We start from the raw sequence: 15,936 nt of genomic DNA on the forward strand, positions 1-15,936 counted from the left end.
CTCCGCCTTGCTTGCTGCCTGCCCGTGCCTGCATGTGCTTTCGCGCGGGCACGCACCCTCGCCTCGACTCAGAACCTGTTGAGCAACTGCCCGTACACGCCGAACACACCGACGGCGAGCGGGAAGAGCCCCACCATGCCGATGGATTCGACCAGATCGGCCATGCGCCGCAGCCTGACCTGTACGTGCTCGGGCGGCTGCACCGCCAAGGCGACCAGGGGCAGTACCGCGGCCGCGCACACCACGGCGAGTGGCCCGCCGCCCCCGCCATGCCCCATCCACAGCATCACCAGGCGTACGACGAGGAAGGCCGCGGCGACGAGAAGTGCCACCACCTCGGCGACCAGGGGAAAGGCCCGCGCCCTCGACAGGAGCACCACGGCGACCAGCGACGGGAGCACCACCGTCCATACGGTGGGTTCCTGCGCCAGGGTGAGCAGCCAGCCGGCGGAGGCCGCCGACACCGCGGTGACCGTCGTCGCGAGCGCGAGGCCGCGATGCGTGGCCGCGAGTGCGTTGTTCACCTGGTGGCGGCTGACGGACGCGCCCGCCGAGCGGCGGTCGTCGAGTGCGGTGAGTCCCGACGCCATGAGGGCGAGCCTCGGCAACAGGCCAAGAAGGACCACCGAGAACACGGCCATGACGGCGCCGAGCCGGGCAGGGTCCGGCTGGACGGCGGCGACGCTCTCCCACACGGCCGTGATCGCGGCGGTGGTCACGGCGCCGATGAGACCGGCCCGGCCGAGCGGCGAGAAGTAGCCGAGCAGCAGCTGCGTCAGGGCCAGTGCGCCCGCGACCGCGGCGAGCCGTGCCGTTCCGGGCCACTCGTACGCATCCGCAGCGGTCCACGACGCGAGGGTGCCGAGCACACCGGAGGCGAGCAGGAGGGCGGTCGCCAGCCCCCTGTTTCCCTGTCCGATCCTGGAGACGAGCGCACCCGCCGCCATGAGGGCGACCGTGACGGCCGCGAGGGCAGCGGCCAGCGCGTCCTTCGCGAACTCCTCGCGGGCGAGCAGCGCGGCGACGGCCGCGAAGGCGATCGTCGCCACGCCCGCGGACGCCCGGCGTGCGGCGGGACGCCAGCGCCAGGCCTGGAGGTCGAGGTCGTCGGCCACCTGGTCGGTGACGTCGTGCACCACCGGCGCGGGTGGCGCGGAGTGGGTCCGGACGAGCCGCAGTACGGCGCCGTCGGCGATGCCGGCCGATGTCAGCGTGCTGTCGTGCGGGAGTGCCGAGCCGTCGGAGGTGACCAACTGCCGTGTCAGCGGGCGCGATGCGGCCCGGTCGTCCAGCAACTGCAGGATGTCCGGGAGCAGCTGGCCGATCGGAGCGTCGGAGGGCAGGACGATATCGGCCCGGCGTCGCTCGCCGACCAGGGTCACCCGGCTCAGTTGCGCCCGGGAAGTCGTTGCTGTGCTCACCACTTACGGGAACCTACCATCGCGGAGTCGAGGACTTTCGGGCCAGTCAGGCGGCTTGGGGGCTTCTGATGGATCTCCGCGGCGTCGCGACGCCCGGCCCTCACTCTCACCGCACCGGCCGAAAGCCCAAGTACGTCCAGTACGAGGGCTTCCAGCCGGCACTCCGAGAGCACGCACCGGACGCCGCTCCTTCCTCCACGGAGATCCATCAGAAACCCCTAGCCGCACGGCGGCAGCCTTCCCCTCTTTCCGGGGAAGGCTTCGCACTTCGCCAACTCTTCGCACAAGTAACCGAGTTGCTCCGAACCGTTCCGGTTCTTCGGAGTTCCGCGGAGTTCTGTGGATTCTGTGGATTCTGCAGAGTTCTACGGAGTACTACGGTTTCGGCGGTTTCACCGGCTGCTCGTAGCGCTGTTCCTGTTTCTTCTGCTCGGCCTTCTGCTTCGCCAGGGTGTGCTGGAGGAAGGACCAGCCGACGCATCCCGCGCACAGCACGGCTGCGATGGCGATCCCCGCGAACATCTTCCCGAGTCGCTCGTCCGCCGTGCGCCGTGCGCGCTGTGCGCCGAACAGCAGCGCGTCCCTCATCCTGCGTCGGCGTACCGCAACCGACTCCAGCAGCTGACTGTCGTAATCCCGTGCCATCCGTGGCCCGTCACCCCTGCCCGCGCACGCGAAATCCCCCTTGTTTGGCCTCTGCAACATAGAACATGGGTGCGTGTCAGCACACCCCGGGGGCCGTCGGCGTCCCCTCACCCGCCGGCCTGCGCCCCTCACTCACCCCGGTCCGCAGAGGCCACCTGACCAGCACTCTTCCCGATGGCCACCGGCCCCGGCCTAAGCTGAAGAAAGACCCCGCGGCCACCGGCGCCGCGGAGGCCCGGAAGAGCAAGGAGGTGGCGTGATCACGATGAAGCATGCCGCTGCTGATGCCGTCTGACGGGGGACGACGCCGACGGCAGTGAGACCGGATGGACACCTACCGGCGGCACGTGGAGCACCCGCGTGACAGTGGCCGGGACAAATACACAACCCCGGTCGTGGTCCGGATCCGGAGCCGTATGCGCGCTCCGGTGAAGCTGGAGCCGGAAGTAATCGCCTGCCCCGTGCGGCGGTGAACCGCGTCACTCCCCGGTCGAGCCTGCGACCCCTGCCACGGCAGGGGAAGAGCGAACGGAACCCTGCGCCTCCGAGTTGAAGACCCCTTCGACTCGCCGAGGAGCGGCACCATCAGCAGAACAACCGAAAACACCGGCTTCACCTGCGGAAACTGCGGCAGGACGGTCGCGGCACTGGTCAACGGGAGCTACCGCAACCACTGCCCGCACTGTCTGTACTCGCTGCACGTGGACATCTCGCCCGGAGACCGGGCCGCCGACTGCCGCGCGCTGATGCGCCCGGTGGCCGTCGAGCACCACTCCGCCAAGGGCTACATGATCGTCCACCGCTGCACCGGCTGCGGCACCCGCCGCCGCAACCGCATGGCCGACGACCCGCGTCAAGGCGATGACCTCGACGCCGTCCTCGCGCTCATGCGCCGCGGCCATGACGCAGCCGGTCCGACGAATCGGCGCCGGGCACACGCCTGACGCCCCTGCGGCTCCCGCCCACGGCGGGAGCCGCTTCTCTGCGCTCACGGTCAACACCCGTGCGCTGCACAGCCGTTCGGCAACCGACAACGACCGGTGCTCCGCGACGCCCGGACCGCGTCACGACACCCGCTCGGCCGCCCGCGCACACGGCGCGTACCGCGTCCGTGGTCCAGGCCGGTCATGCCGTCGGACGCGGCGGCAGTGAACCGGTGTACTCCTCCGCCCGTAGTGCCGTCGTGGCCTCCCATGGACGGTCACGGCACAAAAAGTACATTTCCCCCCTCATTTCGTGGAGTACACACGAGCATGGATCACGCATCGCAGAGCCCGGCAGCCGCGTCCACGGGACGCCGCGCGCCGCGCCACCGAAAGGACAAGTCAGAGGCCGGAAGGATGAGTTCGGCAGCCCGCCGTGCGCTCGTCCTCGCCGTGACCGTGCCGGTCGCGGGAACCGTCGTCGCCGGGGCGTCGGGGTCGGCCTTCGCCGCCGACAAGGCCGCCGTCGCGTCAGTCCCCGATCCTTCCGGCAAGGACGCGAAGGACATGAACGGGAAGAAGGGGAAGAAGGGCGGTACGTCGGACGAGAAGCTGGCCGCGAACCTCACTTCCCGTATCAACGACCCGCGCCTGGGCACGAATCTGAGCGGATTCGTGATGGACGCCGAGTCCGACAAGGCGCTGTGGGGGCACAACGAGTCCACGGCGCTGATGCCCGCGTCCAACGCCAAGCTGCCCACCGCCGCGGCCGCGCTCGCCGCCATGGGCCCCGAGCACCGGTTCACCACCAAGGTCGTCTACGGCAACGGGACCCTCACGCTCGTCGGCGGCGGCGACCGGCTGCTGAAGAGCGCCGACCTGAAGGAGCTGGCCACGACCGCCGTGGCCGGGCTCAAGTACGCGGGCGTCGACAAGGTCAAGGTGCAGGTCGACGACAGCCTCTTCGCCGAGCCGTCCCTGGCCAAGGGTTGGAAGCAGGACTACCTCCCGACCGAGGTCGCCCCCGTCCGGTCGCTCGTCGTCGACGGCCACGCGGTCATGGACACCTCCATCGACGCCGGCCAGGCCTTCGCCAAGCAGCTCACGGCCCAGGGCATCACGGTGAACGGCGACGTCACCCGCGGCAAGGCCTGCGCCAGCAGCTTCCCCGTGGCCCAGCACCAGTCCCCCACGCTGGCCGAGACGGTCCACCAGATGCTCAAGAAGAGCGACGCCAACATCGCCGAGACGCTGTTCCGGATGACCGCGATCGCCATGGATCGCCCGGCCACCTTCGAGGGCGGCTCCGACGCCGTACGCGAAATCCTGAGCAAGCAGTACGGGGTGGATCTCGACGGCTACGTGCAGCACGACGGCAGTGGTCTCTCCCGCGACGACCGCATGCCGGCGATCACGATCGCCCGCATCCTCGACCTCACCACCGACCCGGAGAACGCGGACACGCTCGGCGCTGTGCGCAAGGGCCTGCCGGTCGCCGGAGAGGCCGACGGCACCCTCAGCACGGCACTGGGCCGCTTCGACGACGCCAACTCGAAGTGCGCGGTCGGCAAGGTCAGCGCCAAGACGGGCACGCTGACGGGCGCCATCGCGCTCAGTGGTATGACGCAGGGCCAGGACGGCAAGTGGAAGGTCTTCTCCTTCGTCGAGAACGACTCCAAGGCCGATCCGGCCGCCATCAAGGACGCGGTCGACGGACTGGCGGCGACGGTCAACGGCTGCTGGGCCTGATTCCTGTCCGCGCAGGAACGCGCCGGACGTGACGCCGCTGTGCCGGGCGTACGTTCCGTGGCGTGAGCCCGCCGCCGAGGGCCGGGGTGTGGGCCTCTGCCGTCGGCGGCGGGCGCCCGGCGGCGGACGGACCGCTGATGGACCGCTGATGGACCGCTGAGGGAAAGGCCGCCGTCGGACAGAGACAGCGCCGGGCAGGAACGCCGTCGGACAGGGACACCGCCGGGCAGGAACGCTGTCACACGGGGAAGTGGGCCGTCAGACGGGGAAGTGGAACGAGGTGCCGCCGCCCTCCCTGACCGCTTCCACGGCGGCCTGGTGCACGGCCCGGCCGACGTTCTCGTCGGCCGCGGCCACGGGACTGCCCTGCACGGCGTACCACTCCGACGCGCCGGTGTGCTGCACGGTCACCTGGGCCTGGCCGTCGATCCAGGTGGTGTGCACCGTCAGGTCTCCGGTGATGGGACCGCCCTCGGTAGTCATCACGCCGCCCGAGCCGGCGATGATTCCCTGGGTGGTCCACGTCGCCCACGTGTCCATGGCGCCTCCGCAATGGTGCCGGGGTCGAACATTCGGGGGTGACACCATGGTGGACCAATTCTCCCGTGCGCACCCGTGGGCGGGGTGTCAGCCCCCGCCCGGCCCTGCTCCGGCGCCCTGCTCGGCGGCCGGCGGGCCACCGCCCATCGCGCGGAGCATGCCGAGCCCGCCGGTGCGCAGGAAGCGCACCACGAAGGCCGCCGCGAGCAGCAGAAAGGCGATGTTGAGCCAGGTCGTGTAGTCCCAGGAGACACCCTCGTCCGGGATCTTCGCGGTGGCGTTGTCCGGGATGATCCCGAGGGCGCCGAAGACGAACTCGACCACATACGCGGCGGCGACGATCGAGGCGTAGAAGGTCCACAGGATGAAGGCGGCCATCCGCGCCCCGTAGTACTTCCGGTAGATGTTGAGGATCGGCACGATCAGCAGGTCGGCGAAGATGAAGGCGATCACCCCGCCGAAGCTGATCCCGCCCTTCCAGAGGACCACCGCGAGCGGCACATTGCCCACCGAGCAGACGAACGAGGCGATGGCGACGAGCGGCCCGATGATCGGGCCCCAGAGCTTCGCGGCCAGCGGGTGCCCCTCGAAGAAGAACGCCGCCCAGAAGGAGTCGGGCACCCACGCGGCGACCGCCCCGGCGATCAGCAGCCCCAGCACCAGATCGCGGATGATCGCCGCCCACTCCATGACGAAGACGTGCGAGGTGGCGGTGAAGCCCGGCCCCGACAGCAACCGGCTCCGGAAGGAGCCTTCGCTCGGGATGGACATGTCCATCGCCGCATGGCCTTCCATGGAGCCCGCCCGTCCGCGTTCGGCCTGCTCACGGGCCTCCCGCAGCAGCCGTTCGCGCAGGAACAGCCGGAACAGCACCGCCAGCACCACGATCATGATCGGTCCGCCCGCGAACTCGGCCGCCGTGAACTGCCAGCCCATGAGCAGCGCCAGGATGACACCGAGCTCCACGACGAGATTGGTGGAGGCGATCTCGAAGGCCATCGCGGCGGTGAAGTTCGCGCCCTTGCGGAACAGGGAGCGGGCGAGCGCGACGGCCGCGTACGAGCACGACGAGGAGGCCACACCGAGGCCCGCGGCCGTCGCGAGGCTCCGCGGGCTGTCGTCGCCGAGCATCGACACCACGGTGGCCTTGCGGACCACGGCCTGGACGACGGCGGACAGGGCGAAGCCCAGGATCAGGGCCCAGGTGATCTCCCACGCCATGGACCCGGTGAGGGCCAGGGCGTGCAGCACGGCGTCGACTGCGGCATCCATGCCGCACAGCCTGGCGCTACGGGCTCGGAAGGGCGCCCGCTGACACGGCCGCGGGCCGCCCACCCACCCCGGATGGCGGCCCGCGTACCTCTGTGGACGTCAGCCGTGCGTCAGAGGTTGCCTCCGGCGGCGGCCGTGACGAACGCCGCGAAGGCGGTGGGCGCGACGGCGAAGACCGGGCCCTCCGGATTCTTTGAGTCGCGGACGGCGATACGGCAGGGCTGGGAGGCGACCTCGACGCAGTCGCCGCCGGTGTCACCGCTGTACGACGACTTGCTCCAGGCTACGTCACCGAAGGGGGCGCACTCGATGCAGTTGCCGCCGGTGTCACCGCTGTAGGACGACTTACGCCACGCTGCGCCCGTCAGGGTCTGGATGGTGTCCATAGCGTTCCTCCATTACGCGGGCGATCAGTGCCGCCGAATCCTCCACGGAGAGAGCGGCGGCCTGCAAGTGATCGTAACGGAGCGAACCCTCCCTGAGAGCTTCAGGATTGGCCGTCATATGGCCCTGGATGAAGTCCTCCGTATAGACCAGATCCGGGTCCCCATCGAACCGCAGCAGATTGAACTCTCCCATCAGGCCCGCATGGGCTCCCGCCCTGAAGGGCAGGATCTGCACCTTGAGCCACTCCCGTCTACCCAGACCCAACAGGTGGGCGAGTTGATTGCGCATGACGCGTCTACCGCCGATCTCCTGGTGCAGCACGGCCTCGCTCATCACCACCCAGATGAGCGGCGGGTGTTCGCGGTCCAGGATGCGCTGCCGCTCCATCCGGGCCGCGACATTGGTGTCGACCTTCTCCCCGCCCCGTACGCCCAGCACCGCCCGTGCGTACTCCTTCGTCTGTAAGAGCCCGTAGACCAACTGCGGCTGGTAGGTGGAGATATAGGCTGCCTTCGCCTCCATCTCCGCGTACGGCTGGAACCATGTCGGCAGCTGGCTCCGCAGCACCAGCCCCACCAGCCGCGAGAACACCCCGCCCGTCCCCAGCGCCGCGTCCACCCGCTCGCTGAAGTCCCGCGTCGGCACCTTCCGCGCCGTCTCGATCTGGCCGATCAGCGACGCCGTACAGAAGACGCAGCCGCCCAGCTCGCCCTGCTTGAGCCCGGCCTCCTCGCGCAGCCTGCGCAGCTCCGACCCGTAGTAGTCCAGCGGTGAGGCGCTCGGATCGAGGTCACGGATATTGGCCATGAGGCAGCCCCCAGCTCATGCAAGCTCACGCCGTGCGGCGTTCGTTTCGGTAGGTAGCCGAGCGTAGTCGCCCAGCTGCACCCTGGTGACATGAATCACGTAACTGACCGCTCACCAGGGGACATTGCGGGCTGCTACCGCATGGGCATCACCGTCGGTGAGCATTCGGCCAGGCATCTGCGGAGCATCCTGCGGATGTTCCTGGACCGCTGGGACCTCGCCGAGCTGACCGATCCCGCCGGGCTGGCGCTGACCGAGCTGGTCGCGAACGTCGTCCGGCATGTGCCCGGCAGGCAGTGCACCACGCTGATCCTGAGGCAGCCGGAGGGCCTGCGGGTCGAGGTCGCGGACAGCTGTCCGCACCCGGTCCGGCCGGTGCGCGGCGGGGATGTGCTCGCCGACGGCGGACGGGGTCTGCTGCTCGTCGAGGCCGTGACGGACCGGTGGGGGACGGTGGAGCGGCCGGGCGGCAAGACGGTCTGGTTCGAGTGCGACGCGAAGCCCTGAACCTGCCCCGCCTACCATGTGAGCCCAGCCCGGCACAGCACACGTGCCACCGCCGCCCGAGCCGGAGGAACCATGGCCCCCGCCGCCCCCAAGCCGGAGACCCTCGCCGCCTTCGAGGCCGCCAAGGGCTTCATGCCCGTACGCGAAGGGCTCGCCCTCTACGGGGCGGCCGTGGAGGCCGGGGCGCTCGGGCTGCCGCTGCTGGAGGTCGGGACGTACTGCGGGCGGTCCACGATCCTGCTGGCGGACGCGGCCCGCGAGGCCGGGACCGTCGCCGTCACCGTCGACCACCACCGGGGCAGCGAGGAGCAGCAGCCGGGCTGGGACTACCACGACCCGACGGTCGTGGACCCCGAGATCGGCCTCATGGACACGCTGCCCACCTTCCGCCGCACGCTCCACAAGGCGGGCCTCGAGGAGCACGTGATCGCGGTCGTCGGGCGGTCGCCGCAGGTCGCGAAGGTATGGGGCGGCGAGGTCGGGCTGGTCTTCATCGACGGCGGCCACACCGACGAGCACGCCACGAACGACTACGAGGGCTGGGCGCCGCACCTCGCCGACGGGGGCCTGCTGGTGATCCACGACGTCTTCCCCGACCCGGTGGACGAGTGGACGGGTCAGGCTCCGTACCGCATCTACCTGCGGGCTCTCGCCTCGGGCGCCTTCACCGAGATGTCCGCCACCGATTCGCTGCGGGTGCTGCGCCGCACCGGGCCGGGCATCTGAGCGGGATGCCGACGAACGTGCCGAACACGCCCAGCCCGGTCAATGAGCCGAACGTGCCGAATGCGCCGAGCCCGGTCGGTGAGCCGTCGTACGGGCCGAACGGCGCGCCACGCCGCCGTGCGGCCCGGGCCGGGGCCCTCATCGCCGTGGGCACGGTAGCGGCCGGCTGCCTGGCCGGATGCGGCGGCTTCGGCGGCTCCCCGGAGCGCACGCCGTCACCCCGTGGCACCACGTCCCCGGCGGGCCGCACCCCGGCACCCGCGCCGGCGGGTCCGTCCGCGCAGGCCCTCCCCCTCGCCGGGAAGGTCGTGGTCGTCGACCCCGGCCACAACACCGGCAATGCCCGGCACAGCCGTGAGATCAACAAGCAGGTGGACATCGGCACCGGCCGCAAGGAATGCGACACCACCGGGACGGCGACCAACGACGGTTACAGCGAGGCGGAATTCACCCTCGACGTCGCCCACCGTCTGCGCACGCTGCTGGAGAAGCAGGGCGCGACCGTCCGGCTCACCCAGGACGGCGACCGCCCGTACGGCCCCTGTGTGGACGAGCGGGCCCGCTTCGGCAACAAGGCGGGGGCGGACGCCGTGGTCTCCGTCCACGCGGACGGCTCCGCCACCGGCAACCGCGGGTTCCATGTGATCCTCCCGGCCAAGGTGAAGGGCGGGGAGGCGGACACCGCGCGGATCGTGGGTCCGTCACGCGACCTCGGCGAGCGCGTCGCCGCCGCCTTCACCAAGGCGACGGGCAGCGCGCCCTCCAACTACGTCGGCATGGGCACCGGGTTGGACGTACGCGAGGACCTGGGCGGTCTGAATCTGTCGACGGTCCCGAAGGTGTTCGTCGAGTGCGGGAACATGCGCGACAAGCAGGACGCGGCACTGCTGAAGAGCCCCGAATGGCGGCAGAAGGCGGCACAGGGAATGGCGGAAGGCATCCGCTCCTATCTGCGGCACTGAGAGGTACGTACGCACCGCTCTGCGGCCTCGCCGGGTGACGGTGGGCACGGGCGCGCGCGGCCCTCGGCGCTACCGGGGGCCGGGCGACGACCGTGGTCGGGTGGCCGTGGTGCGGGCCCCCTGCATCTGCCGGGACAGGGCACCGTCCGCCGCATTGCGCCGACGGTGCACTCACCTCACCTGGATGCCCGCGTGAAGTCGCTGGGTCGTGCCGTCCATCGGATGCTGACCGGGAAAGCAGCACTTCACGTGACATGAAGTCATGTGCCCCCCGTTCCTCATCAGGAGACGCATCATGCGCCGAATAGCACGTCTTGGTCTGAGCGCGGCCACGGGCCTGGCCACACTCCTCTGCTGTGCTTCCGTGGCATCGGCCGCCTCGCCGACCAACGGAAACGACCCCAAGCCTCCGCGCGACAAGACGAAGGAGGTCGTCTTCGAGCTGCTGACGAGGACGACTCAGACCGCCTTCCTCGACCTGGGCGCTCCCGGGAGCAGCCAGGGGGACGAGCTCATCGTCAGCGGGAGCGTCCTTCGGTCCAACGTCACGGTGGGCCGATTCGACGAGGTCTGCACGGTGACCCGCTTCACCGCACCCAATACGCGCGACTTCCAGTGCGAGGTCACCCTCTCCCTGCCCGAGGGGAAGCTCACCATGCAGGGAGTGTTCACCCTTCCTCCCGGAACCGGCCCGATCATCTTCGCGATCACAGGAGGCACGGGGACCTACCGCACGGCACACGGCTACATCAGCGCCTTGAACATCAACAACACCGACACCGAGGTCACCGTCCACCTCATCCGCTGACCTGGAGCCGAGTGGAGACGAAGCCCCCGGGCCAACCGACGTGCGGCCCGGGGGCAGAGGTCATGCCCAGGGGGAGTCGGGGTCCTGCTGAGCCCGTGTGCAACACCCGTATACAGCAGGGGCCAACGCCCGGTGCGGTGCGCTCTGGTGTGGTGTGGTGTGGTGTGGTGTGGTGCCGGCGGGTCATCACGCCGCCGGACACATGCGCGAGTGAAGTCCCCGTGAAACCCCCGTGGAGGTCGGCGGTCAGGGGGGACCGCCGCGGGCCCGGCACCGGCGCCCCGCCGTCGCACCGCCGGGTCGACTTCGCCAACGATCAGTCATTTGACCGCATTCAACCGGGTCCGAGGTCCCGGCGGTCGGCGATAGGTTGGACCCTATGATGAGGGACCGCACCTCTGATACCAGCCCATCAGCCCTCCGCCATGACGCGATAACCGACTAAGGACCCAGACGTGAACATCCGCTCCCTCACTCGAGGCGACGGCGTGGTAATCGGAGCAGCGGTGGTGCTGTTCATCGCCTCGTTCCTCAACATCGCCGAGTGCTCCGGTACCTTGTGCGACGCCGTGCCCAACACCTGGCAGTGGTCCTACCTGGGCTGGGGCACCTTCTTCCTCGGCATCGTCGGCGCCGCGCTGATCGTCGTCGCGCGCGTACTGCCGGAGCCGCAGCCGCGCAAGGTCGCCGGTCTCGAGCTCACCCAGATCGGCACCGCCTTCACGATCGCCACGGCCTGGCAGCTGCTGATGTGGATTTTCGAGGCGGAGGGCGCGGGCGGCGCGCTCATCCTCGGCCTGATCGCCGCGCTGATCCTGGCCGGTGCCGCAGTCGCCACGCCGCTCGTGCCCGCGCTCAAGGCTCCGCTGCTGCCCGCCCCGCGCCCCCAGACCCCGCAGCCGTACGGCGGCGGCCAGCCGCAGGCCGGCTACGGCTACCCGGGTGCCCCGCAGCAGGGCGGCTACGGGTACCCCGGAGCCCAGCAGCAGCCCTTCGGCGGCGGCCAGCCGACCGCGCACATGGGGCAGCAGCCGCAGCAGGGCGGCCCGGCGCCGGCCGGCGACTTCGCACCCTTCTGGTTCGCGGTGCCGGTGGCCCGTCCGCTGTACGCGGAGGACGGCTCGATGAACCCGATCGCCGAACTGGCCCCCGGCACCTGGTACCTCGCCGTCGAGCAGCGCGGCCAGTCCCTGGTGGCCCAGACGCAGGACGGCCGTCGCGGCGTCCTGCAGGACACGTCGGGAATCCAGCGAGGCTGACACTCCCCTCCGTTCCCGAGCCGTCCCGAGCCGTCCCGAGGCATCCCGCGGCCCCTTGCCCTTCCGGGCGGGGGGCCGTTGGCGTACAGTCGCCGCACACCCGCGAGCTGACTGGTCGTCAGAAAGGGGACGGGGTATGCGGCTCGGACTCGCACTCGGCTACTGGGGGCGCGGCCCGAACCCCGCCCATCTCGAACTCGCCCGCGAGGCCGAGCGGCTCGGCTACGACTCGGTATGGACCGCCGAGGCCTGGGGCTCCGACGCCTTCACCTCGCTGACCTGGATCGCCGCACACACCACCCGGATCCGGCTGGGTACGGCGGTCGCCCAGATGGCGGCCCGCACCCCCACCGCCACGGCGATGCACGCCTTGACCCTCGACCATCTCTCCGGCGGGCGAATGATGCTCGGGCTCGGGCTTTCGGGGCCGCAGGTGGTGGAGGGGTGGTACGGGCGGCCCTTCCCGAGGAGCCCGCTGACCGCCACCCGGGAGTACGTGGACGTCATCCGTCAGGTACTGCGCCGCGAAGGGCCGGTCGAGCTCGCCGGACGCTTCCACGCCCTGCCGTACACGGGTGACGACGGCACCGGCCTCGGCAAGCCGCTCAAGCCGATCACCCATCCCCTGCGCAGCACCCTGCCCGTCCTGCTGGGCGCCGAGGGGCCGAAGAACATCGCCCAGACGACGAGGATCGCCGACGGCTGGCTCCCGCTGTACTGGTCACCGCTGCGGACGGATGTGTACCAGGCGTCCCTGGAGCAGGTCCCGCCCGGTTTCATGATCGCGCCGATGGCACGGGCGGCCGTCTGCGAGGACGTCGCCGAGGGGCTGCTGCCCGTGAAGGCGATGCTCGGCTTCTACATCGGCGGTATGGGCCATGCCGCACGAAACTTCCACGCCGACCTGATGGCGCGCATGGGGTACGAGGACGAGGCGCGGCACATCCAGCGGCTGTTCGCCGAAGGCCGCCGCGAGGAGGCGGTGCTCGCCGTACCGGATGCCTTCGCGGACGAGATCTCGCTCGTCGGACCGCGTGAACGCATCGCCGAGCGGCTGGAGCTGTGGCGCAAGGGCCCGGTCACCGATCTGCTGCTGACCGCTCCGGACCCGGACACACTGCGGGTGCTGGCCGAGCTGAACGGCTGAGTGGTACCAAACCGTCGTCTATCACAAAACTGAGGCGGAATGCCGGATATGACCGTCAGTTGCGATGCGGAGGTAAGACCTCCGTAAGATGCGCCGCTGTGACTCGTCAGAAGAAGCCCGTGTTCGTCGACACCTCGGGCCGTCGACGCCGCCTCATACGATGTGCGTCGGTTGCCGTCGGTGCCGCGTGCGTCTGCTTTGTCGGCGTCATCCTGGCCGGACTCGTCGGTGCCGGACCGGCCGGTGGGCCACTGCCCTGGGGCCAGAGTCGACAGGGTCCGGGCCCCACGGCCGAGCGGACCCCGTCCGCGGATGAGCCGAGCGAGCCCTCCGGCGGTGAAGCCGACGGGGACGAGGCAAAGGTCCCGGACCCCGCGCCGCCGACGGCCTCCACCCCTGCGAAGGCGGTCACCCCCGTCGAGGACGCCGACACCGGAACGGCCGGTGCGCCCAGCCCGACCACCACCACCGCACCCACCACGGCCCCCGCAACCAGCGCCCCTCCCGGCAACTCCGGCGACGCCCCTCGGCACAGCCCCGGCGGGGTGGGGAAGGGTCCGAAGTGACCCGCCACGCGTTGCGCCGCGACCCGCGCGCCCACTGGCTGCTCCTCAGCCTCACGCTGGCCGTCGCCGCCATCGCTCTGCTCTTCAGCGGATACGCACGTCACGAGATAGCCCCGACCGCCGCACCCGGCAAGCGGTGCCCCACGATCGCGGATCCCGAGTTCGCCGACGGGCCCGTCCTGCGCCGGGCCCCCGGGACCGGCGAGACCGTGGCGACCCGGATGCGTCCCGGTACCGTGGCACTCACCTACGACGGCGGCCCCGACCCCGCCTGGACCCCGGCCCTGCTGGAGCTGCTGAAGCGGCACGGAGCCAAGGCGACCTTCTTCCTCACCGGCACCGAGGCCGCGGCCCACCCCGACCTGGTGCGCCGGATCAGGAACGAGGGCCACGAGATCGGCTCCCACACGTACACCGACGCCAATCTGGCCGGTGTCTCCGGACCCCGGACGCAGCTCGAGCTCGCACTCACCCAGAACGCCCTCGCGGGGACCGCGGGCATCGGCACCCACCTCCTGCGCCTGCCGCACGCCGCGGGCGTGAACACCCTCTGCGGCGACATGGCCGAGGCGGCGCGGAACGCCATCGCCGACGGCTACGTCCTGGTCGCGGCGGACGCACCCGGCCGCGACGCCGCCAAGGGTGCCGTCCGGCAGATCGCCGGCTCAACGGCTGCCCTCGCCGAGACCGAACGGCTGCTGTCCCGGCCGCGCGGCGACCGGACCGCGTACACGACGGTCGGTGGCGGTCTCGGTCTTCGGGGCACCACCTACCGGGTCTCCACCACCGCGGAGTGGAAGGGCGCCGCGGTCGTCCGGGCCCAGCAGCTGTCACATGCCTTCGCCGACGCCCTGTCCTGGCTTCTGCTGGCGGCCGGAGTGATCACCGGCATACGGCTGCTGATGCTGTTCACCGTCGCGCGCGTGCATGTGAAGCGGGTCCGTGCCGGACGCTCCCGGTCACGGCGCCGGCGCTCCCCGGTCCCGCCGCCCCTCACCGACCCGGTCACGGTGATCGTCCCCGCATACAACGAGGAGGCGGGCATCGACGCGACCGTGCGTTCGCTGCTCGCCTCCACCCACCAGGCCGTCCAGATCATCGTGGTCGACGACGGCTCCACCGACCGGACCTTCGAGATCGCCGAGTCCATCGACGACCGCAGAGTGATGGTGATCCGCCAGGCCAACGCCGGAAAGCCCGCCGCGCTGAACACGGGACTCGCCTGGGCCCACTTCGACATCGTCGTGTTGGTCGACGGGGACACCGTCTTCGAGCCGGACGCGGTCTTCAACCTGATCCAGCCGCTCGCCGACCCGCGCGTCGGCGCGGTCAGCGGTAACACCAAGGTCGGTAACCGGCAGGGCATCCTGGGTCGCTGGCAGCATCTCGAGTACGTCATCGGCTTCAACCTCGACCGCCGTATGTTCGACGTCATGGAGTGCATGCCGACCGTTCCAGGCGCGATCGGGGCATTCCGCCGCCAAGCGCTCCTGGCTGTCGGCGGCGTCAGCGCGGACACCCTCGCCGAGGACACCGACCTCACCATGGCCCTGTGCCGGGCCGGCTGGCGCGTCGTCTACGAGGAGTCGGCCATCGCCTGGACCGAGGCCCCTTCGACGGTGGGCCAGCTGTGGAAGCAGCGCTACCGCTGGTGCTACGGGACCCTGCAGGCGATGTGGAAACACCGGGGCGCACTGCTGGAACGGGGCGCGGCGGGCAAGTTCGGTCGCCGCGGCCTGACCTACCTCCTGCTGTTCCAGACCGTCCTGCCGCTGCTCGCACCGCTCGTCGACGTCTTCGCGCTGTACGGGCTGCTCTTCCGGGGAGCACACCAGGCGCTGGCCGTCTGGCTCGCCTTCACCGCGGTCCAGGTCTTCAGCGCGGTGTACGCGCTGCGGCTGGACCGGGAGAAGTTCGAGCCCCTGTGGACACTGCCGCTCCAGATCTTCGTCTACCGCCAGCTGATGTATCTCGTCGTCGTCCAGTCGGTGGTCACAGCGCTGGTGGGCAACCGCCTGCGATGGCAGCGGATGCACCGTAACGGCTCGGCGACGGACGCGATGGAGGACCGCCGCACCGTCCCCATGTGACGTCGCCGATCCCCGCGGCGTCCTGATCGACCGATTCTTTCCCCCGCACCGCGGGCCGCGCGAGACACCAAACGGCGACCCTGCACGAGCCGGGACGCCGGACTGGGCCGGCCACCACACGCCGGTC

The 15,936-nt window shown here is 70.5% G+C and carries 16 protein-coding genes; 10 read left to right on the forward strand and 6 right to left on the reverse strand.

Going from position 1 to position 15,936, the window contains the following annotated elements:
• Positions 1-68 precede the first annotated feature (68 nt).
• Together eccD and ACTWOL_RS10780 are read right to left on the reverse strand one after the other, a co-directional pair.
• Positions 69-1,424, reverse strand: a complete 1,356-nt coding sequence (gene eccD, locus ACTWOL_RS10775) for a type VII secretion integral membrane protein EccD (protein ID WP_474296396.1) — start codon at positions 1,422-1,424, stop codon at positions 69-71.
• A gap of 372 nt (positions 1,425-1,796) precedes the next feature.
• Positions 1,797-2,066, reverse strand: coding sequence for a hypothetical protein (locus tag ACTWOL_RS10780; RefSeq protein WP_474296397.1), 270 nt, complete (start codon positions 2,064-2,066; stop codon positions 1,797-1,799).
• 584 nt (positions 2,067-2,650) lie between these two features.
• Here ACTWOL_RS10780 and ACTWOL_RS10785 point away from each other — a divergent pair.
• Positions 2,651-3,010 carry an RNHCP domain-containing protein gene (locus ACTWOL_RS10785; RefSeq protein ID WP_474301140.1) on the forward strand — a complete coding sequence of 120 codons (360 nt, stop codon included), beginning with the start codon at positions 2,651-2,653 and terminating at the stop codon, positions 3,008-3,010.
• A 396-nt stretch (positions 3,011-3,406) separates the two neighbouring features.
• Complete coding sequence (gene dacB, locus ACTWOL_RS10790) at positions 3,407-4,738, forward strand: D-alanyl-D-alanine carboxypeptidase/D-alanyl-D-alanine endopeptidase (protein ID WP_474296398.1); 1,332 nt, start codon at positions 3,407-3,409, stop codon at positions 4,736-4,738.
• Between the two features lie 258 nt (positions 4,739-4,996).
• Here dacB and ACTWOL_RS10795 read toward each other — a convergent pair whose 3' ends face one another.
• The 4 genes from ACTWOL_RS10795 to ACTWOL_RS10810 form a co-directional block, all read right to left on the reverse strand.
• Complete coding sequence (locus ACTWOL_RS10795; RefSeq protein WP_474296399.1) at positions 4,997-5,278, reverse strand: hypothetical protein; 282 nt, start codon at positions 5,276-5,278, stop codon at positions 4,997-4,999.
• Positions 5,279-5,365: 87 nt separating this feature from the next.
• Positions 5,366-6,550 carry a permease gene (locus ACTWOL_RS10800; protein WP_474296400.1) on the reverse strand — a complete coding sequence of 395 codons (1,185 nt, stop codon included), beginning with the start codon at positions 6,548-6,550 and terminating at the stop codon, positions 5,366-5,368.
• 110 nt (positions 6,551-6,660) lie between these two features.
• Positions 6,661-6,936, reverse strand: a complete 276-nt coding sequence (locus tag ACTWOL_RS10805; protein WP_474296401.1) for a DUF397 domain-containing protein — start codon at positions 6,934-6,936, stop codon at positions 6,661-6,663.
• Positions 6,896-7,744 (reverse strand): helix-turn-helix domain-containing protein, encoded by an 849-nt coding sequence (locus ACTWOL_RS10810; protein WP_474296402.1) that lies wholly within the window; start codon positions 7,742-7,744, stop codon positions 6,896-6,898. Before ACTWOL_RS10810 ends, ACTWOL_RS10805 begins: the two co-directional genes overlap by 41 nt.
• Before the next feature lie 90 nt (positions 7,745-7,834).
• On the opposite strand from ACTWOL_RS10810, the gene ACTWOL_RS10815 reads away from it, so the two are divergent.
• The 8 genes from ACTWOL_RS10815 (at position 7,835) to ACTWOL_RS10850 (ending at position 15,809) form a co-directional block, all read left to right on the forward strand.
• Positions 7,835-8,251, forward strand: coding sequence for an ATP-binding protein (locus ACTWOL_RS10815; RefSeq protein ID WP_474296403.1), 417 nt, complete (start codon positions 7,835-7,837; stop codon positions 8,249-8,251).
• A gap of 72 nt (positions 8,252-8,323) precedes the next feature.
• Positions 8,324-8,977 (forward strand): class I SAM-dependent methyltransferase, encoded by a 654-nt coding sequence (locus ACTWOL_RS10820; RefSeq protein WP_474296404.1) that lies wholly within the window; start codon positions 8,324-8,326, stop codon positions 8,975-8,977.
• A 53-nt stretch (positions 8,978-9,030) separates the two neighbouring features.
• Positions 9,031-9,939, forward strand: a complete 909-nt coding sequence (locus tag ACTWOL_RS10825) for an N-acetylmuramoyl-L-alanine amidase (RefSeq protein ID WP_474296405.1) — start codon at positions 9,031-9,033, stop codon at positions 9,937-9,939.
• Between the two features lie 295 nt (positions 9,940-10,234).
• The gene (locus ACTWOL_RS10830; protein ID WP_474296406.1) at positions 10,235-10,747 is read left to right on the forward strand and encodes an allene oxide cyclase barrel-like domain-containing protein; all 513 of its coding nucleotides are present in this window, start codon (positions 10,235-10,237) and stop codon (positions 10,745-10,747) included.
• Between the two features lie 455 nt (positions 10,748-11,202).
• On the forward strand, positions 11,203-12,006 hold the full coding sequence (locus ACTWOL_RS10835) for a hypothetical protein (protein ID WP_474296407.1): 804 nt from the start codon (positions 11,203-11,205) through the stop codon (positions 12,004-12,006).
• A 136-nt stretch (positions 12,007-12,142) separates the two neighbouring features.
• Entirely contained in the window at positions 12,143-13,153 is a 1,011-nt protein-coding gene (locus ACTWOL_RS10840; RefSeq protein ID WP_474296408.1) for an LLM class F420-dependent oxidoreductase, read from the forward strand.
• Positions 13,154-13,251: 98 nt separating this feature from the next.
• Complete coding sequence (locus ACTWOL_RS10845; protein ID WP_474296409.1) at positions 13,252-13,719, forward strand: hypothetical protein; 468 nt, start codon at positions 13,252-13,254, stop codon at positions 13,717-13,719.
• Positions 13,716-15,809, forward strand: coding sequence for a bifunctional polysaccharide deacetylase/glycosyltransferase family 2 protein (locus ACTWOL_RS10850; protein ID WP_474296410.1), 2,094 nt, complete (start codon positions 13,716-13,718; stop codon positions 15,807-15,809). The genes ACTWOL_RS10845 and ACTWOL_RS10850 overlap by 4 nt, the downstream gene beginning before the upstream one ends.
• Positions 15,810-15,936: the final 127 nt, after the last annotated feature.

The sequence above is a fragment of the Micromonospora sp. IBHARD003 genome (genome assembly GCF_056106285.1).